We start from the raw sequence: 20695 nt of genomic DNA on the forward strand, positions 1-20695 counted from the left end.
AGCCGGCGGGCGCCGCTCCTCAAAACCGCTGTCAGCGGATCCTCGACCGTCTCCGGCTGACGCAGGGGGACAACAGTGGTATCGCTCATCTCGGCGTATCGCTCCTTCGGGAGGTTCAGGCAGGCTTCCACCCACCTCGATACGCCGCCTCTCTCACATCGCCATCACCCAGTTTCGGCCATAGCTCATTCAGCCCCGGGTTGGGTTCCAGCGCACGGAGAGGCCGTCGCGAGGCCGGCAACCATGTCTGCGGCCAGCCTTGGCGGTGCGGTGGCGCACCGGCCGGGCGACGCCGCACCGGGCAGCATGCCCGATACCCCGGTGGGCGAAGCAGGCGTTGTGGCGCCGACGGTGACGGCAGACAGTTTGCCCACTGCCGGATCGCATGGAACGACCGGGGCCAGCCCGATGCCGAATGAGCGGACGGGAACACCGCTATGAGCCAGCATACCGACCGATCAATCCCCGACCTGCTCGGCGACCTTGTCGACCAGACCTCCACACTGGTCCGAAAGGAGGTCCAGCTCGCTCGTGCCGAGATCGGCGAGAAGGTGTCAGTTGTAGGGGCGGCAAGCGCCTCCCTTGCTATCGGCGGAGTGCTGCTGCTGGGAGCGCTGGTCATCCTGCTGCAGGCGGCCGTCGCCTTTCTTGTGGAGTTCGTCCACCTCTCCGCGACAGTCTCGGCCCTGATCGTCGCGGTCGTCGTGGCGGTGATCGGCTACCTAGTGCTGCGCGGCGGGCTTAACCGCCTTAAGGCCTCCAATCTCACACCGGACCGGACCGTGACGCAGCTGTCGCGTGACGCCGAAGTCGCCAAGGAGCAGGTGCGATGAGCGGGACGACGAACCCCGGAGAAAAGTCTTCCGGACAGATCGAGACGGAGGTGGAGCAGACCCGCGCGAACGTCTCCGGGACGCTGGACGCGCTCCGGGAGAAGTTGGCGCCCGGCCAGATGATGGACCAGCTTGTGGATCAGGTGGCCGACTATGCGCGGGGATCAGGCGGGGCTGAATTCGTACGCAATCTCGGGGCCTCGGTCCGCGATAATCCCTTACCCGTGGCCTTGATTGGGGCGGGCATTGCCTGGCTGCTCCTGTCCAAGAATGGCACGGGAAGCCATGCTGCCTCAGCGACATCCAGCTCGAACCCCAAGCTGCTGCCAGCTCCGGATCATGGATCGAGCAGCACATCATATATCGGCAGCATGCCGATCGCGGCCTCGGAAAATACGGGTACGGCGCGCGCCCAAGTCTCGGATGTTATTGGCTCCACGCAGGAGAAGGTGAGCGACGCCGCCGGGGCGACACGCGAGACCGTTTCGCGTGCCACTTCTGCCGTAAGGGACGCAGCCTCTCACGTCACCACGGCCGGGTCAGATCTTGCCGAAAATATCTCCAACACGGCGGGGAAGGCGGCACAGGGCATCGGATCGCTCGGGCACCAGGCCGCTGAGGCCGTGGGAGAGGGGCTTTCTACCGTCCGACGCCATGCTTCCTCGGCGACGCGAACTGGTCCTGGTGGACTAGAGCACTTCGCCGAGGCCCAGCCACTCCTGTTCGGGGCGCTTGGCCTCGCGCTGGGTGCGGCGCTCGGCGCGGTGCTGCCACGGACCCGAACTGAGGACAGGCTGCTCGGGGAAGTACGCGACAGCGTGACGGATCGCGTCGGTGACGCAGCGCGCGAAGGTTACGAGCAGGTGCGTGCAGCGGCAGGCGAGCGCCTTGACCGAGTCCAGGACGCCGTTGCGTCCACCTACTCGGAGGCGAAAGACCGGCTTGACCAGGGAGGTCTTTCATCAGCGGGTGGCACGCTCGGCAAGGCGGCCGGTGATGTTGCCCAGGCAGCCGGAGAGGCTCTGCGCGGCGCGGCTGAAGATGCGAAACGCAGCATTGCTGAGGCCGGAGAATCGCAGGAGCACCCTCGCCGGGGCTGACACGAACCGGTCCCTGGGGGCGAGCCAGGCCTCGCTCCCAGGCGGCGCCTGCCCGTATCATCGCCCGCGTGATGATACGGGCTCCGGTGATCTACTTCTCGTTGCCGCTTACCCGCGCGCCTGGCCGGATGGGTAGAATCCGCGTTGCCGTATAGGTCTCTGGCCGGCATCTGTGCAGATTTGGGGACGTTGAGCATGGCTGAAACGATGACCCGACATACGCCGGTCGATGCCGCGACTGTGCAGGCAGACCTCATTGATCTGCTCCAGTTGGAGCACGATGCGCTGCCAATGTACGCCCTGGCCGTTTCCGCGCTGCGCGACCGGACCCTGCGGAACACGCTCCAAGTCTTTCGGCAGGACCACGAAAGGCATGCGCACGAACTTTCAGCGCTCATTCGCGAGATGGGCGCCACACCACCGATTCTGCCGCACCTACCAACCGGACTGTTCAAGCTCGGCGTGCAGATCATCGGCCTACCTGGCGGCGACCGGACCGTGCTGCTTGGCTTCGTGTCCAATGAATGGCAATCGCGCGAGAAATACGCCCGCTACGCGGCTAAACCTTATCCTCCATCGCTGGGCGGACTCATCGGCAGCTTCGCGGCGGATGAGGCCCGGCACTACGCATGGGCCTGTGATGCGCTCCGAGCCCTCGGTTGCGGCGAAGATACTCTCGTAGGGCAAGCGACCGGTGCTTTCGCGCGGGTGCACGGCACCACTGCCAATGTTATAGAAGGAATAGGCCGCGCTTCCCTGGAAGCCATGATTCGAATGTGGCACCAGCGCAAATAGTCCTTACTTGTCGGCCAAGAGAAATATCCGCAGAAGTTGGCCCGAAGGCCACCAAGTTGGACTGCCTTAGCCGGAACGAGGCGGCAGCGTTGAGTGGCACCTAGTGCGAGGCGGACGACTTTGCTTTCCCGGGGCTGTTATCAACACGGTTTGGCAGTCGTTACCCTCATTTCCAGTTCATGCTCATACCCAGTTCCTATCGCTGCTCTAGTCCATCCCAGGACAATTTCTCTCTGCAAAGGTCATGACCGAAATATGGGCTAGGTGTTGCAGCTGTTCGTGCGTCAGATTTGATGCTTCGATCTCAAAACAAGCGGTATTTTTCTCTCCGAGAATTCACCTTTCTCCGAAGCTTGTGAGCCGGGCAATTTGATGCACAAGATTTAGCACATTGTAATCCCAGCCTGCCTTTCCCGATACCCGGCCCGAAGTTGTTGTCCCCGTCCTCTGGGCGACTCGCCGCTTCTACGCCTCTCCCGCCCTTTGAGCCCGTGCCTCGCAGCAGGGCATTTCAGCCGCAATCCTGCGACGCCGTGCCCTTCAGCACGCCAAGCCGCTAGCCCAGAACGGTCACGAGGCACCCCTATTGCCAATCTCCCTCCCCTTTCCCCCGCAAGTCGTGCCTCCAGGGCGGGGCGAGCAGTGCGACCCAGAGCGCAGCCGGGACAGGGAAGCGGTGAGCCCAGCGGTCCCTCGCTCGTTCGCAAGGACCGAGCAGTCAGGCGCGACAGGAAGCCCTAAGGGCGCATCAATCCTGTCCCCCACGAGGCCAAGCTCCTCGACTACTGGCCTGGGGCGGCCTGGGATCTTGTGCCCGGGCCCACGCAAATGGGATTCTGCGGCGCTGATCAGCGATGGCACCCTGCCCGCATGAGGCTACGAGCACTCTCTGACGATGCCCTGAAGCAAGCGATCCGGGACGCTTTCGACGCCCTCCAGACCGCATCCGAAAAGGCGGTCCCTGCAGTCAACCTCGCGGTCCTGTCCTCACGCCGTGATGTGCTGATGGCGGAAGCCAAGCGGCGGGGCATCAAGGTTCCGCTTCACCCGCCCCCCGTCTGCGTCGAGCCCTGGTGGGTGTCGTATACGCCCGAGTATGACGACCCCATCAGGGCCGCCCTGAATGCCTACAAGGCTGCCTTGCAGGCTGGCGCTCGCCCCGACGAGCTGAATCGTCTTTGCGCCGAATTGCGGCAGGCGCAAGCTGCCAAGCTCGCCGTCATCTATCCCTCCTATTCTGGAACCGGCGCGCCCACGCCCCCCGACCCACCGCCCACATGGTTCCGCAAACTGCCGCACGGGTAACATGCCTGACCGGCACGGCTCGTGCCCACCTGATTCCCTCGCTCGAGAGGTTGCAATCCACTGTGACTACCTCGAACCCGGCCTCGGTCGCATGACGTCACACACCCGAAGACGACAGCCGGCACCGGTGCCTCAGCCCGGCTGAGCAGGTCCATAAGACGGTTGGGGCAGCCGTAGCCGAAGTCAGGATACCCCGCTGCCCCGCCTCGTGCAGGCCGTGTGCCATGCCGCGGGCCACCGCGCTGACCTTCAGGGCCTCGGTGATGAGATTGCGGCTATCGGCATAGGCGAGATGGGTCATGACCCTGCTGGCTACTGACGGCCAGCGCATCACGGTTTTGATTGCAACCGCCCACCGGAAGCAGGGCTAGCAGAAACCCACCAAGCACAATCGCCGTTGCGGCCCAAGGGATGCTGGCACTCGGCCTGTGAGGGCCGCCAGCAGAAACGATCAGGAGTGTGTCAATGCCCAGCAAGACGAACGCCACGACGTCCAAGCAGGCGGGCGCGGGGGACGGCGAGAAGGTGAAGGGGACCAAGGTCGCGAAGCCCGCCAAGGGTAACAAGCCGAACGCGCTTCAACAGCCCCTGCAACCGTCAGAGGCGCTCGCGGCTGTCGTGGGGAAGGAGAAGCTTGCCCGCGGCGAAGTGGTCAGCAAGGTTTGGGAGTATATCAAAGCCAATAAGCTCCAGAACCCGGAGGACGGGCGCGAGATCCTGGCGGACGACAAGCTTCGTGAGGTGTTCGGCAAGGACAAGGTGACAATGTTTGAGATGAACAAGCACCTCGCCCAGCACCTGAAGTAGGGCCGTACCCGGCAGCCCGCTTCCCACAGTTTCCGCGGCATCTTGCCCGGAGGCCCGAGTGATCCCGATTACCCCGGAAGCGGGCTGGTAGAGGCTGGCCGCCGCCACGGACGGGGTGCCGACAGCCCGTCATCCCGAAGCGGCCGCTACCGGCGCTTCGGCGGCCCGCCCATGTTGGCGAAGATCTGCCGGTCCTTGTTCTCCTGCATCAGCATGGAGAAGCTTGGAATCTTCTCGAAGCCGAGACCCTGGGGGACGCCCGTATCGGGGTCGGGCTGGACCTTGGCATAGCTCTCGCCGGAGATCTTCTCCCACTTGCCCGCGGGCTTCTTGACCTCAAGGTTCACTACGGTCGCCTTAAGAACCATCCGAACGATAGCCTCCTTGGGCGCCGACGGTTTGGTGAGGCTCGGTGCGCCGGCCATCACCTGCCAGCCATTCTTCACGGCCCAGGCAGTGAGCTCGTCCTTGTCCATCAGGCGGACCTTCCATGCTTCAGCCCCCCCCTATGGGCCGGGCGGGGCGGTGACACCAGCACCATGTCATCCCGAGTACCCGGCAAAATCGATCCCTCTCTGCCGGTGGCTGCCGCGCGTTCCTCCAGGTGTCGGTGCAAGGGCCGGCTTGAGGCCCCCGCCCTGTACCCCGAACCGCAGCACCCGAAAGACGGCCCAAGGAAGCCTCACGGTCCGAAAGTCAGATCGAGGGCTCTGGAAGGTTCCAGGAGGAAGAGAATTCCCTCTCCTCCCTGGCCCAAGCGTATAACAGGCTCTTCTCAGCCCGCGAGCGGCAACCCCGCTTCGGCCCATGGCACCTCCAGCAACTTCCCCGTGTGTGAAAGGGTGATGAAGGCCATCTGCAGGCCGGCGCCACCGAGGCAGATATTCGTGGGCATCCGCTCACCGCAGCGAAGCACGTCCAGAATACGGCCGTCCGGTGCAACCGTGGTGATCTCTCCAGATACCAGCGTCGCCACGCAGATGTTGCCTGCGGCCGTCACCGCCAGGCTGTCCAGCCGCCGGAAGCCTGGCAGTTGGCAGAGCAGCGCGCCGCCATGCGGGCTTGGCCAGGGATCCCGCCGCAGCGCGCCAGGTCCCTGGACATCGAAGGCCCAGAGACGGCCCGTCTCCGTTTCCGCGACATAGAGGCGACGCCCGTCTGGCGAGAGTCCGATGCCGTTGGCGCCGCCGGGAAATGGATGCGCCGCCTCGACGATCCGGCTGCCATCCAGCGCGGCCCAGTAGACACCGCCCATGTCGCGCTCCCGAGTACGGACCTTGCCGTAATCGGTGAACCAGAATCCGCCCGCGCCATCCAGCACCAGGTCGTTCGGCCCGCGCAGGCGTCGTCCCTCGCAGGCGTCGTAAAGGCGGGTGCAGGCGCCGGTCTCGGGGTCGATCCGCTCGATCCAGCCGCCGTCATAGGAGGGTGGGGCGCCGTGCGGCCGCAACGTGCCTGCGGCTTCGATCCACTCGAAGCCGCCATTGTTGCAGCAGAGGAGCATGCCCCCCGGTTCCAGGGCCAGGCCGTTGGGACCACCGCCGGGCCTAGCCAGAACCGACTTCGTCCCGTCCGGTGCAATGGTGGTGATTTGTCCGGCCTCAATCTCCACCAGGGCAACGCGCCCGTCCGGCAGGACCACAGGCCCCTCGGGGAAGCGCAGCCCTTCCGCCAGAATACGGGCGCCGGGAACGGCCATGGCGTCCCGTCCCTCGGGTGTCATGCTCGTCATCGCTCCTCCCTTCTTCGTCAGGCGCCCAGGCGCTGGGCGATGCCCCAGGCGCGCTCGGCCATGCCGCGGTAGCGCTCGCGGTAGCCAATGGCGCGCGGGTCCGAGGCGTTGCCGTCCAGCGCGCGCCGCCACACCCCCGCAACGATGGAGGCGAGGCGGAACATCGAGAACACCACGAAGACATCGAGATCTGCCGGAACGGGACGGCCGGCGTGGCGGCAGTATTCCGCCACGAACCTTTCCTGCGTAGGGATGCCCAGTGCCTCATAGTCCGTGCCCAGCACGCCGGTCAGCCCAGTGGGGCCGGGAGGCATGTGGTAGGTCAGGCAGGCATAGGCGAGGTCGGCCAGCGGGTGGCCCAGCGTCGCCAGCTCCCAGTCCAGCACGGCGGCGATGCGCGGCTCCCGCGGATGCAGAATGACATTGCCCAGCCGGTAGTCGCCATGAGCAATGGCCGTTTCCTCATCGGCGGGCAGGTGGTCCAGAAGCCAGGCGGCAGTCTGGTCCATGGCCGGCATCTCCTCCACCTTGGAGGCTTCCCACTGCCGCGCCCAACGCTGCACCTGCCGCTCCATGTAGCGCTCGGCGCGGCCGAAATCAGCCAGTCCCGCCGCGCGCCAGTCCACCTGGTGCAGCGCCGCCAGCACGCGTGCGAGTTCCGCATAGACCGCGGCGCGCTCGGCCGGCGTACCCGCAAGCATGACGCGATCAGCGAAGATGCGCCCGGGCACGTGATCCATGACGAAGAAGGGCGTGCCGATGATCGTCTCATCCTCGCAGAGGAGGTGCGTGACGGGCACGGGCACCTTGCTGCCGGCCAGGGCGCGCATAACGCGAAACTCACGCTCCACTTGATGTGCGGAAGGCAGCAGCTTGCCCGGCGGCTTCTTGCGCAGCACGAAGTCGCCATCCGGCGTGCCGAGATGGAAGGTGGGATTGGATTGGCCGCCCTGAAACTGGCGCACCACGAGCCCTTTCCCAGTGAAACCCGGAAGGCGGCCGGCGAGGTAGCGCGCCAGCGCCGCCTCGTCGAAGCGATGGCTTTCCAGCACCGGCACGAGCACCGGCATGCCGTCCGATGGCACGGGCGCATCCGGGGGCATGTCCCTATTCCTCCCCGACCATCGGCGGGCCGGCCAACACTCCACCATCAATCACGATCGTCTGGCCGGTCATGAAGCTCCCCGCCGCAGAGGCCAGGAAGACGGCTGCGCCCGCGATCTCGTCCGGCTCACCGATGCGCTGCAGCGGCGTGTCGCGGGTGCGCTTGCGCAGAATGGCCGGGTCCTCCCACAGCGCGCGGGCAAAGTCGGTGCGGACCAGGCCGGGCGCGATGCAGTTCACCCGGATGTTCCGCGGCCCCCATTCCACCGCCAGGTTCCGCGCCAGCTGCATGTCCGCTGCCTTGGAGATGCCATAGGCCCCCAGCACCGGCGTGCCGCGCAGCCCCGCGATGGAGGAGACGATGATGACCGTGCCCCCGCCGCGCTCAGCCATTCCGGGCATGGCCATATGCGCGAGCCAGAGGTTGGACCGGATGTTGGTGGCCATCACCTTCTCGAACACTGCGTCCGGCAGGTCGGCTGAGGGGCCGAAATGCGGGTTGATCGCGGCGTTGCAGACCACGCTGTCGATCCGGCCCCAGCGTGCAAGAGTCGCATCCACCAGCGCCTGGAGATCCTCCTTGCGTCCGATGTTGCAGGCCTGGGCGAAAGCCTCGCCGCCGCACTCGGTAATGCCTTGCACCACCTCCTCACAAGCCTCGATCTTGCGCGAGGAGACGGCGACCTTTGCCCCGTGCTGCGCCATGCGCTCCGCTATGGCGCGCCCGATCCCGCGTGAGGCGCCAGTGACGATGACGACCTGGCCCGACAGGTCAAAGAGCGTGCCGCTCACGATGCGGCCCCCGCCATGGAGTTGCGGGGCGGGCGGTACTTGTTCAGTTCCATCCGGCCGAGCTGGAAGCGGTGGACCTCGTCCGGCCCGTCCACGATCCGCAGCGTGCGCGCGATCTTGAACATGTAGGCGAGGTCAAAATCCTCGGTCACGCCGGCGCCACCATGGGCCTGGATGGCCCAGTCGATCACCTGACAGGCCATCTCGGGCGCCGCCACCTTGATCTCGGCGATCTCGGTCCGCGCCTCCTTGTTGCCCACCATGTCCATGCGCCAGGCGGCGTGCAGGGTCAGCAGCCGCGCCTGGTCGATCAGGATCCGGGACTTCGCGATGCGCTCGACCATCACGCCCTGGTCGGCCAGCGGCCTGCCGAAGGGGCGACGCTCCAGGGAGCGGCGGCACATCATCTCCAGCGCGCGTTCCGCAAGGCCGATGGCCCGCATGCAGTGGTGGATGCGCCCCGGCCCTAGCCGCCCTTGCGCGATCTCGAAGCCGCGCCCCTCGCCCAGCAGGATGTTCTCCGCGGGCACGCGCACATTCTCGAACAGGAGTTCCGCATGGCCGTGCGGTGCGTCATCGAAGCCGAAGACTGGCAGCATGCGCTTGATCGTCAGGCCCGGCGTATCTCGGGGAACCAGGATCATGGATTGCTGGCGGTACTTGTCCGGGTTGTCCGGGGAGGACTTGCCCATCACGATGAAGATGGCGCAGCGCGGATCGCCCGCACCGGAGGACCACCACTTCCGCCCGTTGATGACGTAATGGTCGCCCTGGCGCTCGATCCGCGTCTGGATGTTGGTTGCGTCGGAGGAGGCCACATCGGGCTCGGTCATGGCGAAGCACGAGCGAATTTTGCCGTCCAGCAACGGGGCGAGCCAGCGGCGCTTCTGCTCCTCCGTGCCGTAGCGCTCGATCGTCTCCATGTTCCCCGTATCGGGGGCAGAGCAGTTGAACACTTCGCTGGACCAGGGAATGCGGCCCATGATCTCGGCCAGGGGCGCGTATTCCAGGTTGCTCAGTCCCGCGCCGTGGGAGGAGGCGGGAAGGAACAGGTTCCAAAGCCCTGCCGCGCGTGCCTTGGGCTTGAGCTCCTCGACGATCGGAACCGGCTGCCACCGGTCCGTCATCGCCGCGTGCTGCTCGTGGTGCAGGTGGTTGTTGGGGATGACGTGCTCATCCATGAAGGCCTGCAGCCTGGCCCGCAGGTCCTGCACCTTGGGCGAGTACGCGAAATCCATGTTAACGCTCCGTCCCGTCTTGTCTCCGGCCCCGCCCCGCGCCCAACCTCTCGCCAGAAGCGAGGAGGAGATGCCCGGGATGAAAGCCGTGCTGTGCCGCGAGTATGGACCGCCCTCGGCACTCCGTGTCGAGAGCCTCCCGGATCCCGTTCCGGGTCCGGGTCAGGTTCTGCTGCGCGTGGAGGCCTGCGGCGTGAACTTCCCGGACACGCTGATCATCGAGGGGCGCTACCAGCAGAAGCCCCCCATGCCCTTCGTGCCCGGCGGCGAGGTCTGCGGCATTGTCACCGCCCAGGGAGAAGGCGTAAGCGAGCCGGCGATTGGCGCGCGCGTGGCCGCCGTGATCACCCATGGCGGCTTCGCCGAGGCCGCGGCGGTGGATGCCGCTAAATGCGTGCTGGTGCCGGATGGCGTGGCGCCGGATTCGGCGGCCGCGCTCTGCCTGGCCTACGGTACCGTGCTCCACGCGCTGGAGGATCGGGGCGCGTTGAAGCAGGGCGAGACGCTGCTGGTGCTCGGCGCCTCCGGTGGCGTCGGCCTGGCCGCGATCCAGATAGGCCGGCTGCTCGGCGCCCGCGTCATCGCCGCCGCCTCCTCCGAGGCGAAGCTGGCCGCCTGCCGCGAGGCGGGGGCGGAGGGTCTGATCGACTACACCCGCGACGGCTGGCGCGACGAGATCCGCACGATGACGGATGGCAACGGGCCGGACGTGATTTTCGACCCCGTGGGCGGCCCCTTCACCGAGCCCGCCCTGCGCTCGATCGGCTGGCGCGGGCGGTTCCTGGTGGTCGGCTTCGCGGCGGGGGAGATCCCTCGCCTGCCGCTCAACCTCGTGCTGCTGAAAAACTGCGCCGTGACCGGCGTGTTCTATGGCGAATTCGCGCGGCGGGAGCGCGAGGCGAACCGGGAGATGCTCCAGCGCCTGTTCCGCTGGGTGGCGGAAGGGAAGCTGCAACCCGCTATATCCCGCCGCTTTCCGCTGGAGGGCGCGGCGGAAGCGCTGGAGACGCTGGGCAACCGCCGCGCGACGGGCAAGCTGGTGCTGCTCACCCATGCGGCGGAGGCTCCGCCGCGCTGAGGGCGATCAGCGCGTCCACGGCCACCTGCCGCGTGCCGGCGCAGATCACGGGATTCACGTCGATTTCCGCGATCCGGTCTGCATGGTCGGCGGCAAGCTCCGAGACGCGCTGGACGATGCCAGCCAGGGTGTCAATGTCGGCTGCGGGCAGGTTGCGGAAGCCGGAGAGCAGCCGTGCCCCCTTCAGGCGGCCAAGCATGGCGCGCGCCTCATCCCCGCCCACGGGCGCGAGCGCCACGGCGCTGTCGCGCAGCAGCTCCACCAGGATTCCCCCCAGGCCCACCAGCACGGTGGGGCCGAAGAGCGGATCGCGGCGCGCGCCGACCACCATCTCGATGCCTGGGGGCACCATGGGCTGCACCAGCACGCCGTTGATCGGCCCGTCCGGCGCGGCGCGATGGGCATTCGCCATTACCGCCGCGAAAGCCTCGCGCACTGCGCGCGCATCGGCCAGGTTCAGGCGGATCACGCCGGCCTCGGTCTTATGCGGCAGGGCCGGGCTCTCGACCTTCAGCGCCACGGGGAAGCCCAGTTCTTCTGCCGCGGCCATGGCGGCCTCGGCGTCCTGGGTCAGCACCTCCCGCACCACCGGGATGCCATAGGCGGCCAGCACGGCCTTGGCTTCGCGCTCCGTCAGCACTGGGCCGGCCGCCCCGGCCAGCAGGCGCGCGGTCTCCTCCTTCGCGCCCGGCGGGGAAAGGCGCTCGGGCGCCCCCTCCCCTACCCTGGCGCGCGCGGCCTGGGCCTGCCAAGCCGCCATTGCGGCCATGCAGCGATCCATGGATCGGAAGAGCGCCACGCGCTCCGTTCCCTCCACCTCCCGCGCGCCAGGCCCCTCCAGCCACTGGGTGGTCCAGACAACGCAGGCGGCCTTGCCGTGGCGCGCGGCCATCTCGTCCAGCATGTGGAAGCGCGGCGTGGCCACGTCATAGGCGAAGCCGTTCGGCAGCAGGATGGCGCCATAGGCGGGATCGGTGAGCAGGGCCTCTACGCAGTCGCGCAGCGATCCTGGATCGTTCAGCACCTGGGCCGTGACGTCGCAGGGGTTCCGCGCCGAGCCGAATTCGGGGATACGGGCCGAGAGCACGGCCTGGGCCTCGGGCGCGGGCTGGGGCAGCGCGACGCCATGCGCCTCCGCCCGGTCCGCTGCCATGATCGCGGCGCCGCCAGAGGTGGAGACCACCGCCACCCCCGGCGCGCGCGGCTGCCCGGCCTTGGCGAGGAAGCCCGTAAGCTCCAGCAGCCCCTCGAAGCTTTCCGACAGCACCATGCCCGCCCGGTCGAAGGCGGCGCGATACACCTCGCTCGATCCGGCCAGCGAGCCCGTATGAGACATCGCGGCCTGCGCCCCCTGTTCCCCCGTGCCCAGCTTGTGCACCACTACCGGCTTGCCGTTGCGCCGGGCGATGGTGGCGGCCTCGATCAACCGCGTGGGATCGGCCATGCCCTCGAAGAGCAGGGCGATGGCGGAACAGGCGGGATCCTCGCCCAGTGCGGCGACGAGATCGGCCACGTCGATATCGCCGGAGTTGCCGCATGTCAGGACGCGGCCCACCTGCGTACCGGCCTCCACCGCCTGGGCCAGGGCGAAGCCAAGATTGCCGGACTGGCTGACGATCCCCAGGGCCGGGCGCGTGGGCGGCGCGGCCGGGCGCGGGATGGCGACGAAGCTTATTTCCGCCCGGCGCACATAGTCGGTCAGGCCGATACAGTTTGGCCCTAGCAGCGGCATGCTCCCTTCCCGCGCCATGGCAACGAGGCGGTGCTGCAAGGCAACGCGCTCCGGCCGCCCCGTCTCGGCGAAGCCGGCGGCATAGAGCACCAGCGCGCCGACGCCGGCGGCCGCGCAATCCCGCACCACCGCCTCGCAGGCTTCCATGGGCGTCGCGGCCACGACGAGGTCCGGCACCTCCGGTAGGGCGGCAATGGAGGCGTGGCAGGTCGCGTCGCCGAGGCGGTCGTAGCGCGGATTCACCAGATGCAGGCGCCCGGCGAAGCCCGACAGGTTCTTCGCGGTGCGCTCGCCGAAGGAGCCCGCACGGGCGGAGGCGCCGACGATGGCAATGCTCTCCGGCTCCAGCAGCTTCAGCAGATCCGCCCGGCGGTAGAGCGGGCGGCGCGTATGGCCCGCCGCGGCGGGGCCGGTCTGGTTCAGGGAGTCCGGGCTCATGATTGGGTCAGCGGCCTCGTCTCGGGAAAAGGATCGGGCTTGGCGGGGCGGTGCAGAAGGCGGCCCAGTACCCCGTCCAGCCCGCCGGGCAGCAGGGCGAGCGCCACGACCAGCGCGCCGCCCAGGATGATCGCGTTAATGTCGCCGCCGAAGGAGAGAAAACGTTCCTGCCCCAGGACCAGCGCCATGCCGATCAGCGGCCCGAAGAGGCGCCGCCTTCCCACCAGCACGACGGCGGTGAGCATGAGGACGAGGAAATAGGTCTCGAACAGGTCGGGCCCGATATAGGCGCGCTGATAGGCGTAGAGCCAACCCGCCGCCGCGCTGAAGGGTGCCGAAAGCACGAAGACCCCGAGCCGGACCCGCCGCACGTCGATGCCGGACATGGTGGCGAGGCGCGGGTTCAGATGCACCATCATCGCCATGGCCCCCAGCCGCGAGCGGCGGAACTGCCGCACGGCGTAGAGAGTGACGAGCAGCAGCGCGAGGGCAAAAGGCCAGAGCTGCGCATCATTCGCCGCCCCCATCCGCAACGGCCCGACCGAGAGATCGAGCGTCGGGATGCCTGAAACCCCGTCCGACCCACCCAGCGCGCTCCAGTTATGCGCGATGGCCGCCGCGACCACGGTGGCGGCATAGGTGACGAGGGAGAAGACGAATTCCCGCAGCCCCAGCGTGACGAGGCCGAGAAAGAGCGCGATCAGCGTGCCGGCGGCGATGGCCCCGGCCAGCGTGGCCCAGCCGCCGAGGCCGAGCCGCGTAGCGATCAGCCCCGTCGCATAGGCTCCCGCCGCGAAGAACACCGTATGGGCGAGGCTGACCTCCCCGAGATCCGAGACGACGATGTCCAGCCCATAGGCCGCGACCGCCATGATGGCGATCACGGCGAAGGCGCCATGCACCCCGCCCAGCCATCCCGGCGCGAACAGCAGGATGACGACCCCGAGCGCGAAGGCCAGGAAGCGGAGCGCCGGACTCACCGCCGCCCTCCCGCCGCGCCGACGGCGAGGCCGCTCGGCCGCAGCACCAGCACCACGATCAGCACCCCGAAGGCGGCGGTGGTGGCATAGGCCGGGGAGACGAAGCCGCCGAAGAGCGCCGTGAAGATGCCGAGGCCCAGCCCCGCCAGGTAGCTACCCGCTACTGATCCGATACCCCCCAGCACCACCACGACGAAGGTGATGATCACCTCCTCGAAGCCGATGCTGGTCAGGATCGGCGTGCGCGGCGCGACCAGCGCGGCGGCCAGCGCCACCGCGGCCCCCTCGAAGGCGAAGACGGCAAGATAAACCCGCCGCACGTCGATGCCCGCGAGCTGCGCGAGCTTCGGGTCCTCCGCCACCATGCGGGCCTTGCGGCCGAGCGTGCCTCGCTCCAGCCCGAAATGCAGCAGAGCGAAGGCGAGGATGCTGACGAGGACGACGAGCAGGTCCTGCGCCGTGACCCAGGCGCCTGCCACCTCGAAATCCACATAGCTCAGCGGCGTTTCCAGCACCTGCGGCCGCCCGCCGAAGACCAGCCCCGCCACGCCGCGCATCATGTGGCCGAAGCCCAGCGTCACGATCATGATGGAGACGAGGTCCTGCGTGAATGTGAGGCGCAGCATGGCCAGTTGCATCACCAGCCCGACCGCCACCCCCACCGCCATCGCCACCAGGATTGCCACGGGATAGGGCAGGCCCAGTTCCGCTACCGCCCACCAGGTGACAAAGGCCGCGAGCATGTAGATCTGCCCATGGCCGAAATTCACCAGCCGCGCGACACCCAGCAGCACGGTCCAGCCCACGGCGATCAGAGCATAGCCGTGGCCGAGGACGAGGCCGTTGATGACCTGCTGCGCCAGGTTCATGCCGCAGCCTCCCCCAGATAGGCTTCCAGGATGCGGGGATCGTCGCGCATCTCTGCCACCGGCCCCTGGGCAAGGATGCGGCCGCGCTCCAGCAGGATCAGCCGGTCCACCACCTCGATCGCGGCGCGCACGTTCTGCTCCACCAACAGGACGGAAAGCTTCGCATCCACCAGCCCGCGCACGGCGCGCAGCACATCAGCTACCAGCCGCGGCGCGAGGCCGATGGAGGGCTCATCCAGCAACAGGGCACGCGGCCCCAGCCGCAACGCCCGGGCGATGGCCAGCATCTGCCGTTCCCCACCCGAGAGGGCGGAGGCGGCGTGGTGCCGGCGCTCCCGCAGCCGGGGAAAGAGGGCGTGGATCTCCGCTTCGTCATGCCCGCGCCGCCCGGCTCCGCGCGGCGGCTGCGCGGCGGCCAGGTTCTCGGCCACGGACAGGCGCATGAACACCGCGCCGCCCTCCGGCACCAGCGCCAGCCCGCGTGCGACGCGCCGGTGCGGCGGCATGGCGCCGATCTCCTCCCCATCCAGCCGCACGCTGCCGCTCACGCTCGGAGCACCGCGCGACCAGCCGAGCAGCGCATTCACCAGGGTGGATTTCCCCGCCCCGTTCGCGCCCACCACCCCCACCAGCTCGCCGGGCACGAGGGCGAGATGCGGAATGTCGAGCGCGACGTGGCCGCCATAGGCTACCCGCAGGTTCCGCGCCTCCAGCACCGGATGCTCCGACGGCGCCGTCATGCGGCCTGCCCCAGATAGGCTTCCAGCACGCGCGGGTCGTTCTGCACCTGCTGCGGGCTGCCTGTGGCAATGGGCCGGCCCTGTTCCAGCACCAGGATCCGGTCAGCCACCGACATGATGAGGTCCATGTGGTGCTCGATCACCACCAGCGCGATGCCCGCCGCCTTCAGCCCGCGCAGAAGCTCCGACAACCGCACCATGTCCAAGCCGCCCAGCCCGGCCGCGGGCTCGTCGAGCATCAGAACCCGCGCGCCCCGCCCGAAAGCCAGGGCGATGGAGAGCATGCGTTGGCTGCCATAGGGGATGTTGCCCGGCCGCAGCCCGTGCATCGCGCGCGGCACGCCGAAGCGCTCAAGGATATCAGCCGCCTCACGCTCCAGCATCGCGCGCCGCGAGGCTTCCCGCCAGGGCAGGATGAGGCTGGGCAGGAGGCCTGTGCCGGCCTCCCGCGCCAGCACCGCAACCTTGTTGTCCAGCACCGTCATCGCCGTGAAGAAGGCGTTCTGCTGGAAGGCCCGTTTGAGGCCGAGCGCGGCCAGCCCGTGCGGCGGCGCATCCGTCACCTCGCGCCCGCCCAGCCAGACGCGCCCGGTCCGCATGACCATGTTCGTGGTGGCATCGTAGCAGGAGCTCTTGCCCGCGCCATTGGGGCCGATGATCCCGAGGATCTCACCGGCCCCAACCTCCCAACTCACGCCCTCCAGCGCCACCAGCGCACCATAGCGGACGCAGAGATCCTCCACCCGCAGCACGGGTGGCGGGCGGGGGGCCGGGCCGGGCGGGCTCACGCCCGCACCTCGATCTTGCCGTCCTTCACGGTGAAGAGACGATGGCTGGAGGCGAGCTGCCCCTCCGGGCTGAACTGAATGTCACCCAGCACCGTGCCCTTGAAGGCGCCACCCCGGATGCGTGTGGCGACCTTCTCGCGGTCCAGCGTCTTCAACTCGTTCGCTGCCAGGGCCCAGACCTGGAGGGCCGTGGCCCCAAGCGCCATGAACTTGTCCGGCGTGTAGCGGGCCTTCTCCTCCGCCCGGCGCACGAAATCCTGGTTCACCGGGTTGGAGGCGAATGGCTGTTCCCTGGGAAAGTAGATGTCGGCCCCGATGATCCCGTTCGCCGCCTCGCCCGCCACTTGGATCACGCTGGGCGCTACCGTGCCGACGGCTGTCACGAAATCGCCGCGCAGGCGCATCTGCCGGGCCTGGCGGATCAGGGCAGGAAGACCGGATCCCTCATTGGCGTTGATGGCCACCACGGCATCGGCGTTGCTGGAGCGAATATTGGTCAGGGCCACGCGAAAATCGGCCTGGGTGAAGGGGAACTTCTCCTCGCCCACCTTGCTGTACTCATGGCCGACGGCCTTCAGCTCGCCCTCGATCGAGGCCTGGGCGCCGTTGCCATAGGCGTCATTCTGGGTGAGGAAAGCGATGCGCTTGGCGCCGCTGGACTTCAGGTAATCCGCGATCACCCGCCCGTCCTGCGCGTTGGATGAGTTGAGGCGGATCGCCAGCGGGTTGCCGCCGCCGGTCAGGATCTGGTCGGCCTTGGAAATGGCGGTGATGTCCAGCACGCCCGCCCGCGCCAGCACAGTCTGGATGGCGAGCGTCACCGGGCTGTTCCAGCCTTCGATCACCACCGCAACCCCTTCGCCGATCAACTCGTTCGCCCGGCTGACGCCCACGGCTGGGGTGCTCTCGTCATCCCGCCGAACCACCTGCACGGGACGGCCAAGGACGCCGCCGGCCTCGTTCACCATGGCCGCCGCCACCTCGATGGCCTCGCAGACATGCTGGCCCTGCACGGCGGTGCCGCCGCTCAGCGGAAACAGCGCGCCAACCTTCACCGGATCGGCAGCACGGGAGACACGCGGTGCGGCCAGCGCCGCCGCACCCAGCCCCAGGAACGCCTTGCGTGGGATCAGCATGATCGGACCGTCCTCCCTCGCCGCCGTGTTTGCCACGATCAGCGTCTCGCCCGGTGGCAGGCCGCGCCGGGCACGCGGTGCGCGGTGTCCACCAGATCAGGGTGGCAGGATTCCCTGCCGCTGCAATTCCGTCAGCCACCAGTCGAGCATGGCAGCGGTGTCAATGCACTCGCCAAAGCCCGCTTGGCGGATCTTGATCGTGCTGACGAGCGAGGCCGCCTGGTCATCGCGGCTGAAGGCGAAATCCGCGAACTGCCAGGACACGCCCACCAGATCCCGCAGGGTGCTGGGCTTCAGCCCGTAGCGCCGGACGATGCCCTGCCAGACCGGCTCCTTGTCCGCCATGATCGCCACCATGGGCATCGGGTGGTCTGCACCCATCTCCATGCCGAAAACGCGCGCCACCACGGGAAAGAGGCTGCGCCAGGTCAGCACGTCGCCATTGGTCACGTTGAAGATCTGGTCCTGCGCCGCCGGAGCGCCGCCTGCCCAGGCAATAGCGGCGGCGAGGAGCCGCGCATCGGTCACCTCCGTCACCCGGTCCCCCTTCCCAGGAAAGACCAGGGGCAGCCCCATCTCCCGGCTGATCGCGGCATAGGCACCGATGGCGGCCAGCAGGTTCATGGCGCTGCCGGTTGCGAAGCCGATCACCGCCTGGGGCCGCAGCACCGTCCAGTGCCAGCCGCGCCCCTGCTGGTGCTCGCGCAGATAGTCCTCCTGCAGCCAGTAGAAGTTCGGATGGATGTGGCGGCGCGCGTCCTCCTTGCCCGGGATCGGCATTTGGCCGAGATGGACGCCGTAGGCCTTGGTGCCCTGCAGCAGCGTGATATGCCGCAGCGCCCCATCCTCCCCGTCCAGCGCGTTCACGCAGTTGGCGAGCATGAGGCGGTTGGTTTCCATCTGCTCCGTGTCGAGCCAGCCCGCGCGAAGCTCCGGCTTCTCGTACAAGGCGCTATAAACCAGGTGCGAGGCGCCCAGGCCGGATATGGCGCGGCGGCAGGCCGCGGCATCGGTCAGGTCCAGCGGAATGAAGCGCGCCCCTGTTTCCTCGGCCGGCATGCGGCGGGACAGGCCGATCACCTCCCAGCCGTTGGCCACGTAGCGGTCGAGCGCAGCCCGCCCGACCAGCCCCATCGCACCGGCGATGACGACCCGGCCCGCCATGCCCGCCTCAGCTCCGGGCGAGGCGCGCGACGAGGTCGCGCCAGCGCTCCATGTCCCGACGCAGATAGCTGGCGTAGTCCTCCGGCCGGCCGCCCGCCACGTATTGCCCCTCGCTCAGCAGGCGCTGCCTCAGCTCCGGCGCCTCCATGGCCCGCAGCGCCGCGGCATTGAGCCTGGCGACGGCCGCGGGTGGCGTGCGCGCCGGCGCCAACAACCCGAAATGCGTCTGGCACACCATGTTCGGCCCCCGCTCGGAAAAATTCGGCACGTCCGGCGTCACTGCAAGGCGCTCCTTCTCTCCTGTCCAGCCGATGATCGTGCCGCGGCCCGAGCGCATGGCGGCCAGTGCCGAACTGCCCCCCACCACGATCACGTCCAGCGTGCCGCTCATCAGGTCGGTCAGCTGCTGCGCGTCACCGCGGTAGCCCACCTCCTGCATGCGGATGCCCAGACCCTCCATCACCGCCACGGCGGCGATGTTGTTGAAGCTGGTGGGGCCGTTCGAGCCGTAATTGAGTTGCCCGCCGCGCGACTTGGCGAGGGCGATGAAGCTCTCGATATCCGTGGCCAGCCCCTTGCGCACCACTACGCCGAAGGGAAGCGTCGTCACCAGCACCACCGGCGCGAAGTCCTCGGCCTTGTAGGGCAGACGCTCCGGCAGGAGCGGGTTCAGCGTCATCGTAGTGCCGGAAGCCATCAGAATGGTATGGCCGTCGGCGGGGGCACGAGCCACCGCGTCGGCACCGATCGCGGTCTGGGCACCGGGCTTGTTGTCGATCACGACGGGCTGGCCGAGGAGCGGTGCCATGCGCTCGCCCAGGGTACGCGCTGCCACATCCGTCGCGCCGCCCGGGGGAAAGGGCACCACCATGGTGACCGCGCGTGTGGGAAAGGGGTCCGAAGCCCGGACGATGGCGGGGAAGCCTAGCCCCATTGGAAATGCCGCGGCTGATGCCGCGCGCAGGATGGTCCTTCTCAGCATTCCCGCTTCCTCCCATGTTGCGCCGGCCTTTACGGCCGATCCATTGTCACTCCAGCAATGCGTCGCGTAGCCCGGCCAGACGTGCGGGGCCGAAGCCCATGGCACCGGCGAAGAAGTCCTCCACGCCGCGATAGCCGGTCATTGCCTTTTCCAGCGCGGCCTCCAGCAGGTGCGCGTGGGCGCGGTTCAGAGCCTCGGCCACCTCCGGCGGCGTTCCGTCGGGCAGCGCGTGCTCGCGCCGCCAGAAGCGGTTGGTGGCCAGGTAGTCCTCGATGACTGCCTCCCGCTCCACGCCGAGGGCGAGCAGCAGGATCGCGGCAGCAAAGCCGGTCCGGTCCTTGCCTGCGGAACAGTGGAACAGGATGGGCCGCCGCGCCGGCTCCGCCACCAGTTCCAGCAGGGCGCGAAAGCGCGGCAGCTTTTCCGTGGCATAGGCGAGATAGGCCTGCCCGAGCAGGGATAACACATCCTCCCCCGTCGCGCGGCCCGTGGCCAGGATATCGCGCAGCGAGGCGCCCACCGTGGGCTCGACCGGCAGCGCGATCACCTCCGGCCCCGGCCGCGGCAGGCGGGACGGCGCACGCCCGCTTTCCTCTACGCCGCGCAAGTCTGCGACCGTGCGCAGGTGCAGCGCGTCGAGCACCGGAAGGTCGTCGTCGGTCAGCGAACCCAGCGCCGCAGCACGGAACACCTGCCCGAAGCGCACCCGTCGCCCGCCATCGCCACGATAGCCGCCAATGTCACGCAGGTTGGTGCAGCCAGCCAGTTCCACGCGCTGGGGCAGCGTTCCACGAGCCAGACCGGGGCCACATTCCCACACGCTCAGCGGATCCCCGAATGCAGGAAGAAGCTGGGCACCGCCGTTAGCCCAGGGCTGGCGGGCACGCGGAACAGGTCGAGCACCCTCAGCCCCGCCAGAGGGCCGGGCAATCGGTCCGGATTGCGGAGACGATTTCCGCCGAGGGCAATGCTCGCTGACCGGCCCATTCGGGCGCTTCCTCCCAGTAGTTTACACTTCGGCCGTCACTCAATTTCATTTATTGAAATGTCGTTTCAGAGAGAGCGTAACAGCAGGATCCCTC

General features: G+C 68.1%; 21 protein-coding genes. 6 read left to right on the forward strand and 15 right to left on the reverse strand.

What is annotated here, in order from left to right:
- The first annotated feature begins 437 nt into the window (after positions 1 to 437).
- The 5 genes from ACO1BU_RS23150 to ACO1BU_RS23170 all read left to right on the forward strand — a co-directional run bounded on the left by ACO1BU_RS23150 (position 438) and on the right by ACO1BU_RS23170 (position 4840).
- Positions 438 to 833, forward strand: coding sequence for a phage holin family protein (locus ACO1BU_RS23150; protein WP_424138331.1), 396 nt, complete (start codon positions 438 to 440; stop codon positions 831 to 833).
- Entirely contained in the window at positions 830 to 1933 is a 1104-nt protein-coding gene (locus ACO1BU_RS23155) for a DUF3618 domain-containing protein (protein ID WP_424138332.1), read from the forward strand. The genes ACO1BU_RS23150 and ACO1BU_RS23155 overlap by 4 nt, the downstream gene beginning before the upstream one ends.
- 195 nt (positions 1934 to 2128) lie before the next feature.
- Positions 2129 to 2728, forward strand: coding sequence for a DUF2383 domain-containing protein (locus ACO1BU_RS23160; protein ID WP_424138333.1), 600 nt, complete (start codon positions 2129 to 2131; stop codon positions 2726 to 2728).
- 870 nt (positions 2729 to 3598) lie between these two features.
- A complete protein-coding gene (locus ACO1BU_RS23165; RefSeq protein ID WP_424138334.1) occupies positions 3599 to 4033 on the forward strand; it encodes a hypothetical protein in 435 nt (144 codons plus the stop codon).
- A 465-nt stretch (positions 4034 to 4498) separates the two neighbouring features.
- Positions 4499 to 4840, forward strand: a complete 342-nt coding sequence (locus ACO1BU_RS23170) for an SWIB/MDM2 domain-containing protein (protein ID WP_424138335.1) — start codon at positions 4499 to 4501, stop codon at positions 4838 to 4840.
- Positions 4841 to 4986: 146 nt separating this feature from the next.
- Here the strand turns inward: ACO1BU_RS23170 and ACO1BU_RS23175 are convergent, their stop codons facing one another.
- The 5 genes from ACO1BU_RS23175 to ACO1BU_RS23195 form a co-directional block, all read right to left on the reverse strand.
- On the reverse strand, positions 4987 to 5316 hold the full coding sequence (locus tag ACO1BU_RS23175; RefSeq protein ID WP_424138336.1) for a hypothetical protein: 330 nt from the start codon (positions 5314 to 5316) through the stop codon (positions 4987 to 4989).
- Positions 5317 to 5615: 299 nt separating this feature from the next.
- A complete protein-coding gene (locus ACO1BU_RS23180; RefSeq protein WP_424138337.1) occupies positions 5616 to 6572 on the reverse strand; it encodes an SMP-30/gluconolactonase/LRE family protein in 957 nt (318 codons plus the stop codon).
- 17 nt (positions 6573 to 6589) lie between these two features.
- Complete coding sequence (locus ACO1BU_RS23185) at positions 6590 to 7675, reverse strand: phosphotransferase (protein WP_424138338.1); 1086 nt, start codon at positions 7673 to 7675, stop codon at positions 6590 to 6592.
- Between the two features lie 4 nt (positions 7676 to 7679).
- Positions 7680 to 8468 carry an SDR family NAD(P)-dependent oxidoreductase gene (locus ACO1BU_RS23190; RefSeq protein ID WP_424138339.1) on the reverse strand — a complete coding sequence of 263 codons (789 nt, stop codon included), beginning with the start codon at positions 8466 to 8468 and terminating at the stop codon, positions 7680 to 7682.
- Positions 8465 to 9706, reverse strand: coding sequence for an acyl-CoA dehydrogenase family protein (locus ACO1BU_RS23195; protein WP_424138340.1), 1242 nt, complete (start codon positions 9704 to 9706; stop codon positions 8465 to 8467). The genes ACO1BU_RS23190 and ACO1BU_RS23195 overlap by 4 nt, the downstream gene beginning before the upstream one ends.
- Before the next feature lie 70 nt (positions 9707 to 9776).
- On the opposite strand from ACO1BU_RS23195, the gene ACO1BU_RS23200 reads away from it, so the two are divergent.
- Positions 9777 to 10784, forward strand: a complete 1008-nt coding sequence (locus ACO1BU_RS23200) for an NADPH:quinone oxidoreductase family protein (protein WP_481133236.1) — start codon at positions 9777 to 9779, stop codon at positions 10782 to 10784.
- On the opposite strand, the gene ACO1BU_RS23205 is transcribed toward ACO1BU_RS23200, so the two are convergent.
- From ACO1BU_RS23205 to ACO1BU_RS23250, 10 genes are all read right to left on the reverse strand, one after another.
- Positions 10753 to 12954, reverse strand: coding sequence for an acetate--CoA ligase family protein (locus ACO1BU_RS23205; protein WP_424138341.1), 2202 nt, complete (start codon positions 12952 to 12954; stop codon positions 10753 to 10755). The genes ACO1BU_RS23200 and ACO1BU_RS23205 overlap by 32 nt on opposite strands.
- Positions 12951 to 13934: a branched-chain amino acid ABC transporter permease gene (locus ACO1BU_RS23210; protein ID WP_424138342.1), complete on the reverse strand. Its 984-nt coding sequence runs from the start codon at positions 13932 to 13934 to the stop codon at positions 12951 to 12953. Before ACO1BU_RS23210 ends, ACO1BU_RS23205 begins: the two co-directional genes overlap by 4 nt.
- Positions 13931 to 14803, reverse strand: a complete 873-nt coding sequence (locus ACO1BU_RS23215) for a branched-chain amino acid ABC transporter permease (RefSeq protein WP_424138343.1) — start codon at positions 14801 to 14803, stop codon at positions 13931 to 13933. Before ACO1BU_RS23215 ends, ACO1BU_RS23210 begins: the two co-directional genes overlap by 4 nt.
- Positions 14800 to 15543 carry an ABC transporter ATP-binding protein gene (locus tag ACO1BU_RS23220; protein WP_424138344.1) on the reverse strand — a complete coding sequence of 248 codons (744 nt, stop codon included), beginning with the start codon at positions 15541 to 15543 and terminating at the stop codon, positions 14800 to 14802. Before ACO1BU_RS23220 ends, ACO1BU_RS23215 begins: the two co-directional genes overlap by 4 nt.
- On the reverse strand, positions 15540 to 16331 hold the full coding sequence (locus ACO1BU_RS23225) for an ABC transporter ATP-binding protein (RefSeq protein ID WP_424138345.1): 792 nt from the start codon (positions 16329 to 16331) through the stop codon (positions 15540 to 15542). Before ACO1BU_RS23225 ends, ACO1BU_RS23220 begins: the two co-directional genes overlap by 4 nt.
- Positions 16328 to 17467, reverse strand: coding sequence for an ABC transporter substrate-binding protein (locus ACO1BU_RS23230; RefSeq protein ID WP_424138346.1), 1140 nt, complete (start codon positions 17465 to 17467; stop codon positions 16328 to 16330). The genes ACO1BU_RS23225 and ACO1BU_RS23230 overlap by 4 nt, the downstream gene beginning before the upstream one ends.
- 96 nt (positions 17468 to 17563) lie before the next feature.
- Positions 17564 to 18631: an NAD-dependent epimerase/dehydratase family protein gene (locus ACO1BU_RS23235; RefSeq protein WP_424138347.1), complete on the reverse strand. Its 1068-nt coding sequence runs from the start codon at positions 18629 to 18631 to the stop codon at positions 17564 to 17566.
- A 7-nt stretch (positions 18632 to 18638) separates the two neighbouring features.
- Positions 18639 to 19613: a Bug family tripartite tricarboxylate transporter substrate binding protein gene (locus ACO1BU_RS23240; RefSeq protein WP_424138348.1), complete on the reverse strand. Its 975-nt coding sequence runs from the start codon at positions 19611 to 19613 to the stop codon at positions 18639 to 18641.
- Between the two features lie 46 nt (positions 19614 to 19659).
- The gene (locus ACO1BU_RS23245; RefSeq protein ID WP_424138349.1) at positions 19660 to 20385 is read right to left on the reverse strand and encodes a tyrosine-protein phosphatase; all 726 of its coding nucleotides are present in this window, start codon (positions 20383 to 20385) and stop codon (positions 19660 to 19662) included.
- A 50-nt stretch (positions 20386 to 20435) separates the two neighbouring features.
- A complete protein-coding gene (locus tag ACO1BU_RS23250) occupies positions 20436 to 20600 on the reverse strand; it encodes a hypothetical protein (RefSeq protein ID WP_424138350.1) in 165 nt (54 codons plus the stop codon).
- Positions 20601 to 20695: the final 95 nt, after the last annotated feature.

Origin of the sequence: Roseomonas chloroacetimidivorans (assembly GCF_049629625.1) — a bacterium.
GTDB classification, from domain to species: Bacteria; Pseudomonadota; Alphaproteobacteria; order Acetobacterales; family Acetobacteraceae; genus Roseomonas; species Roseomonas chloroacetimidivorans.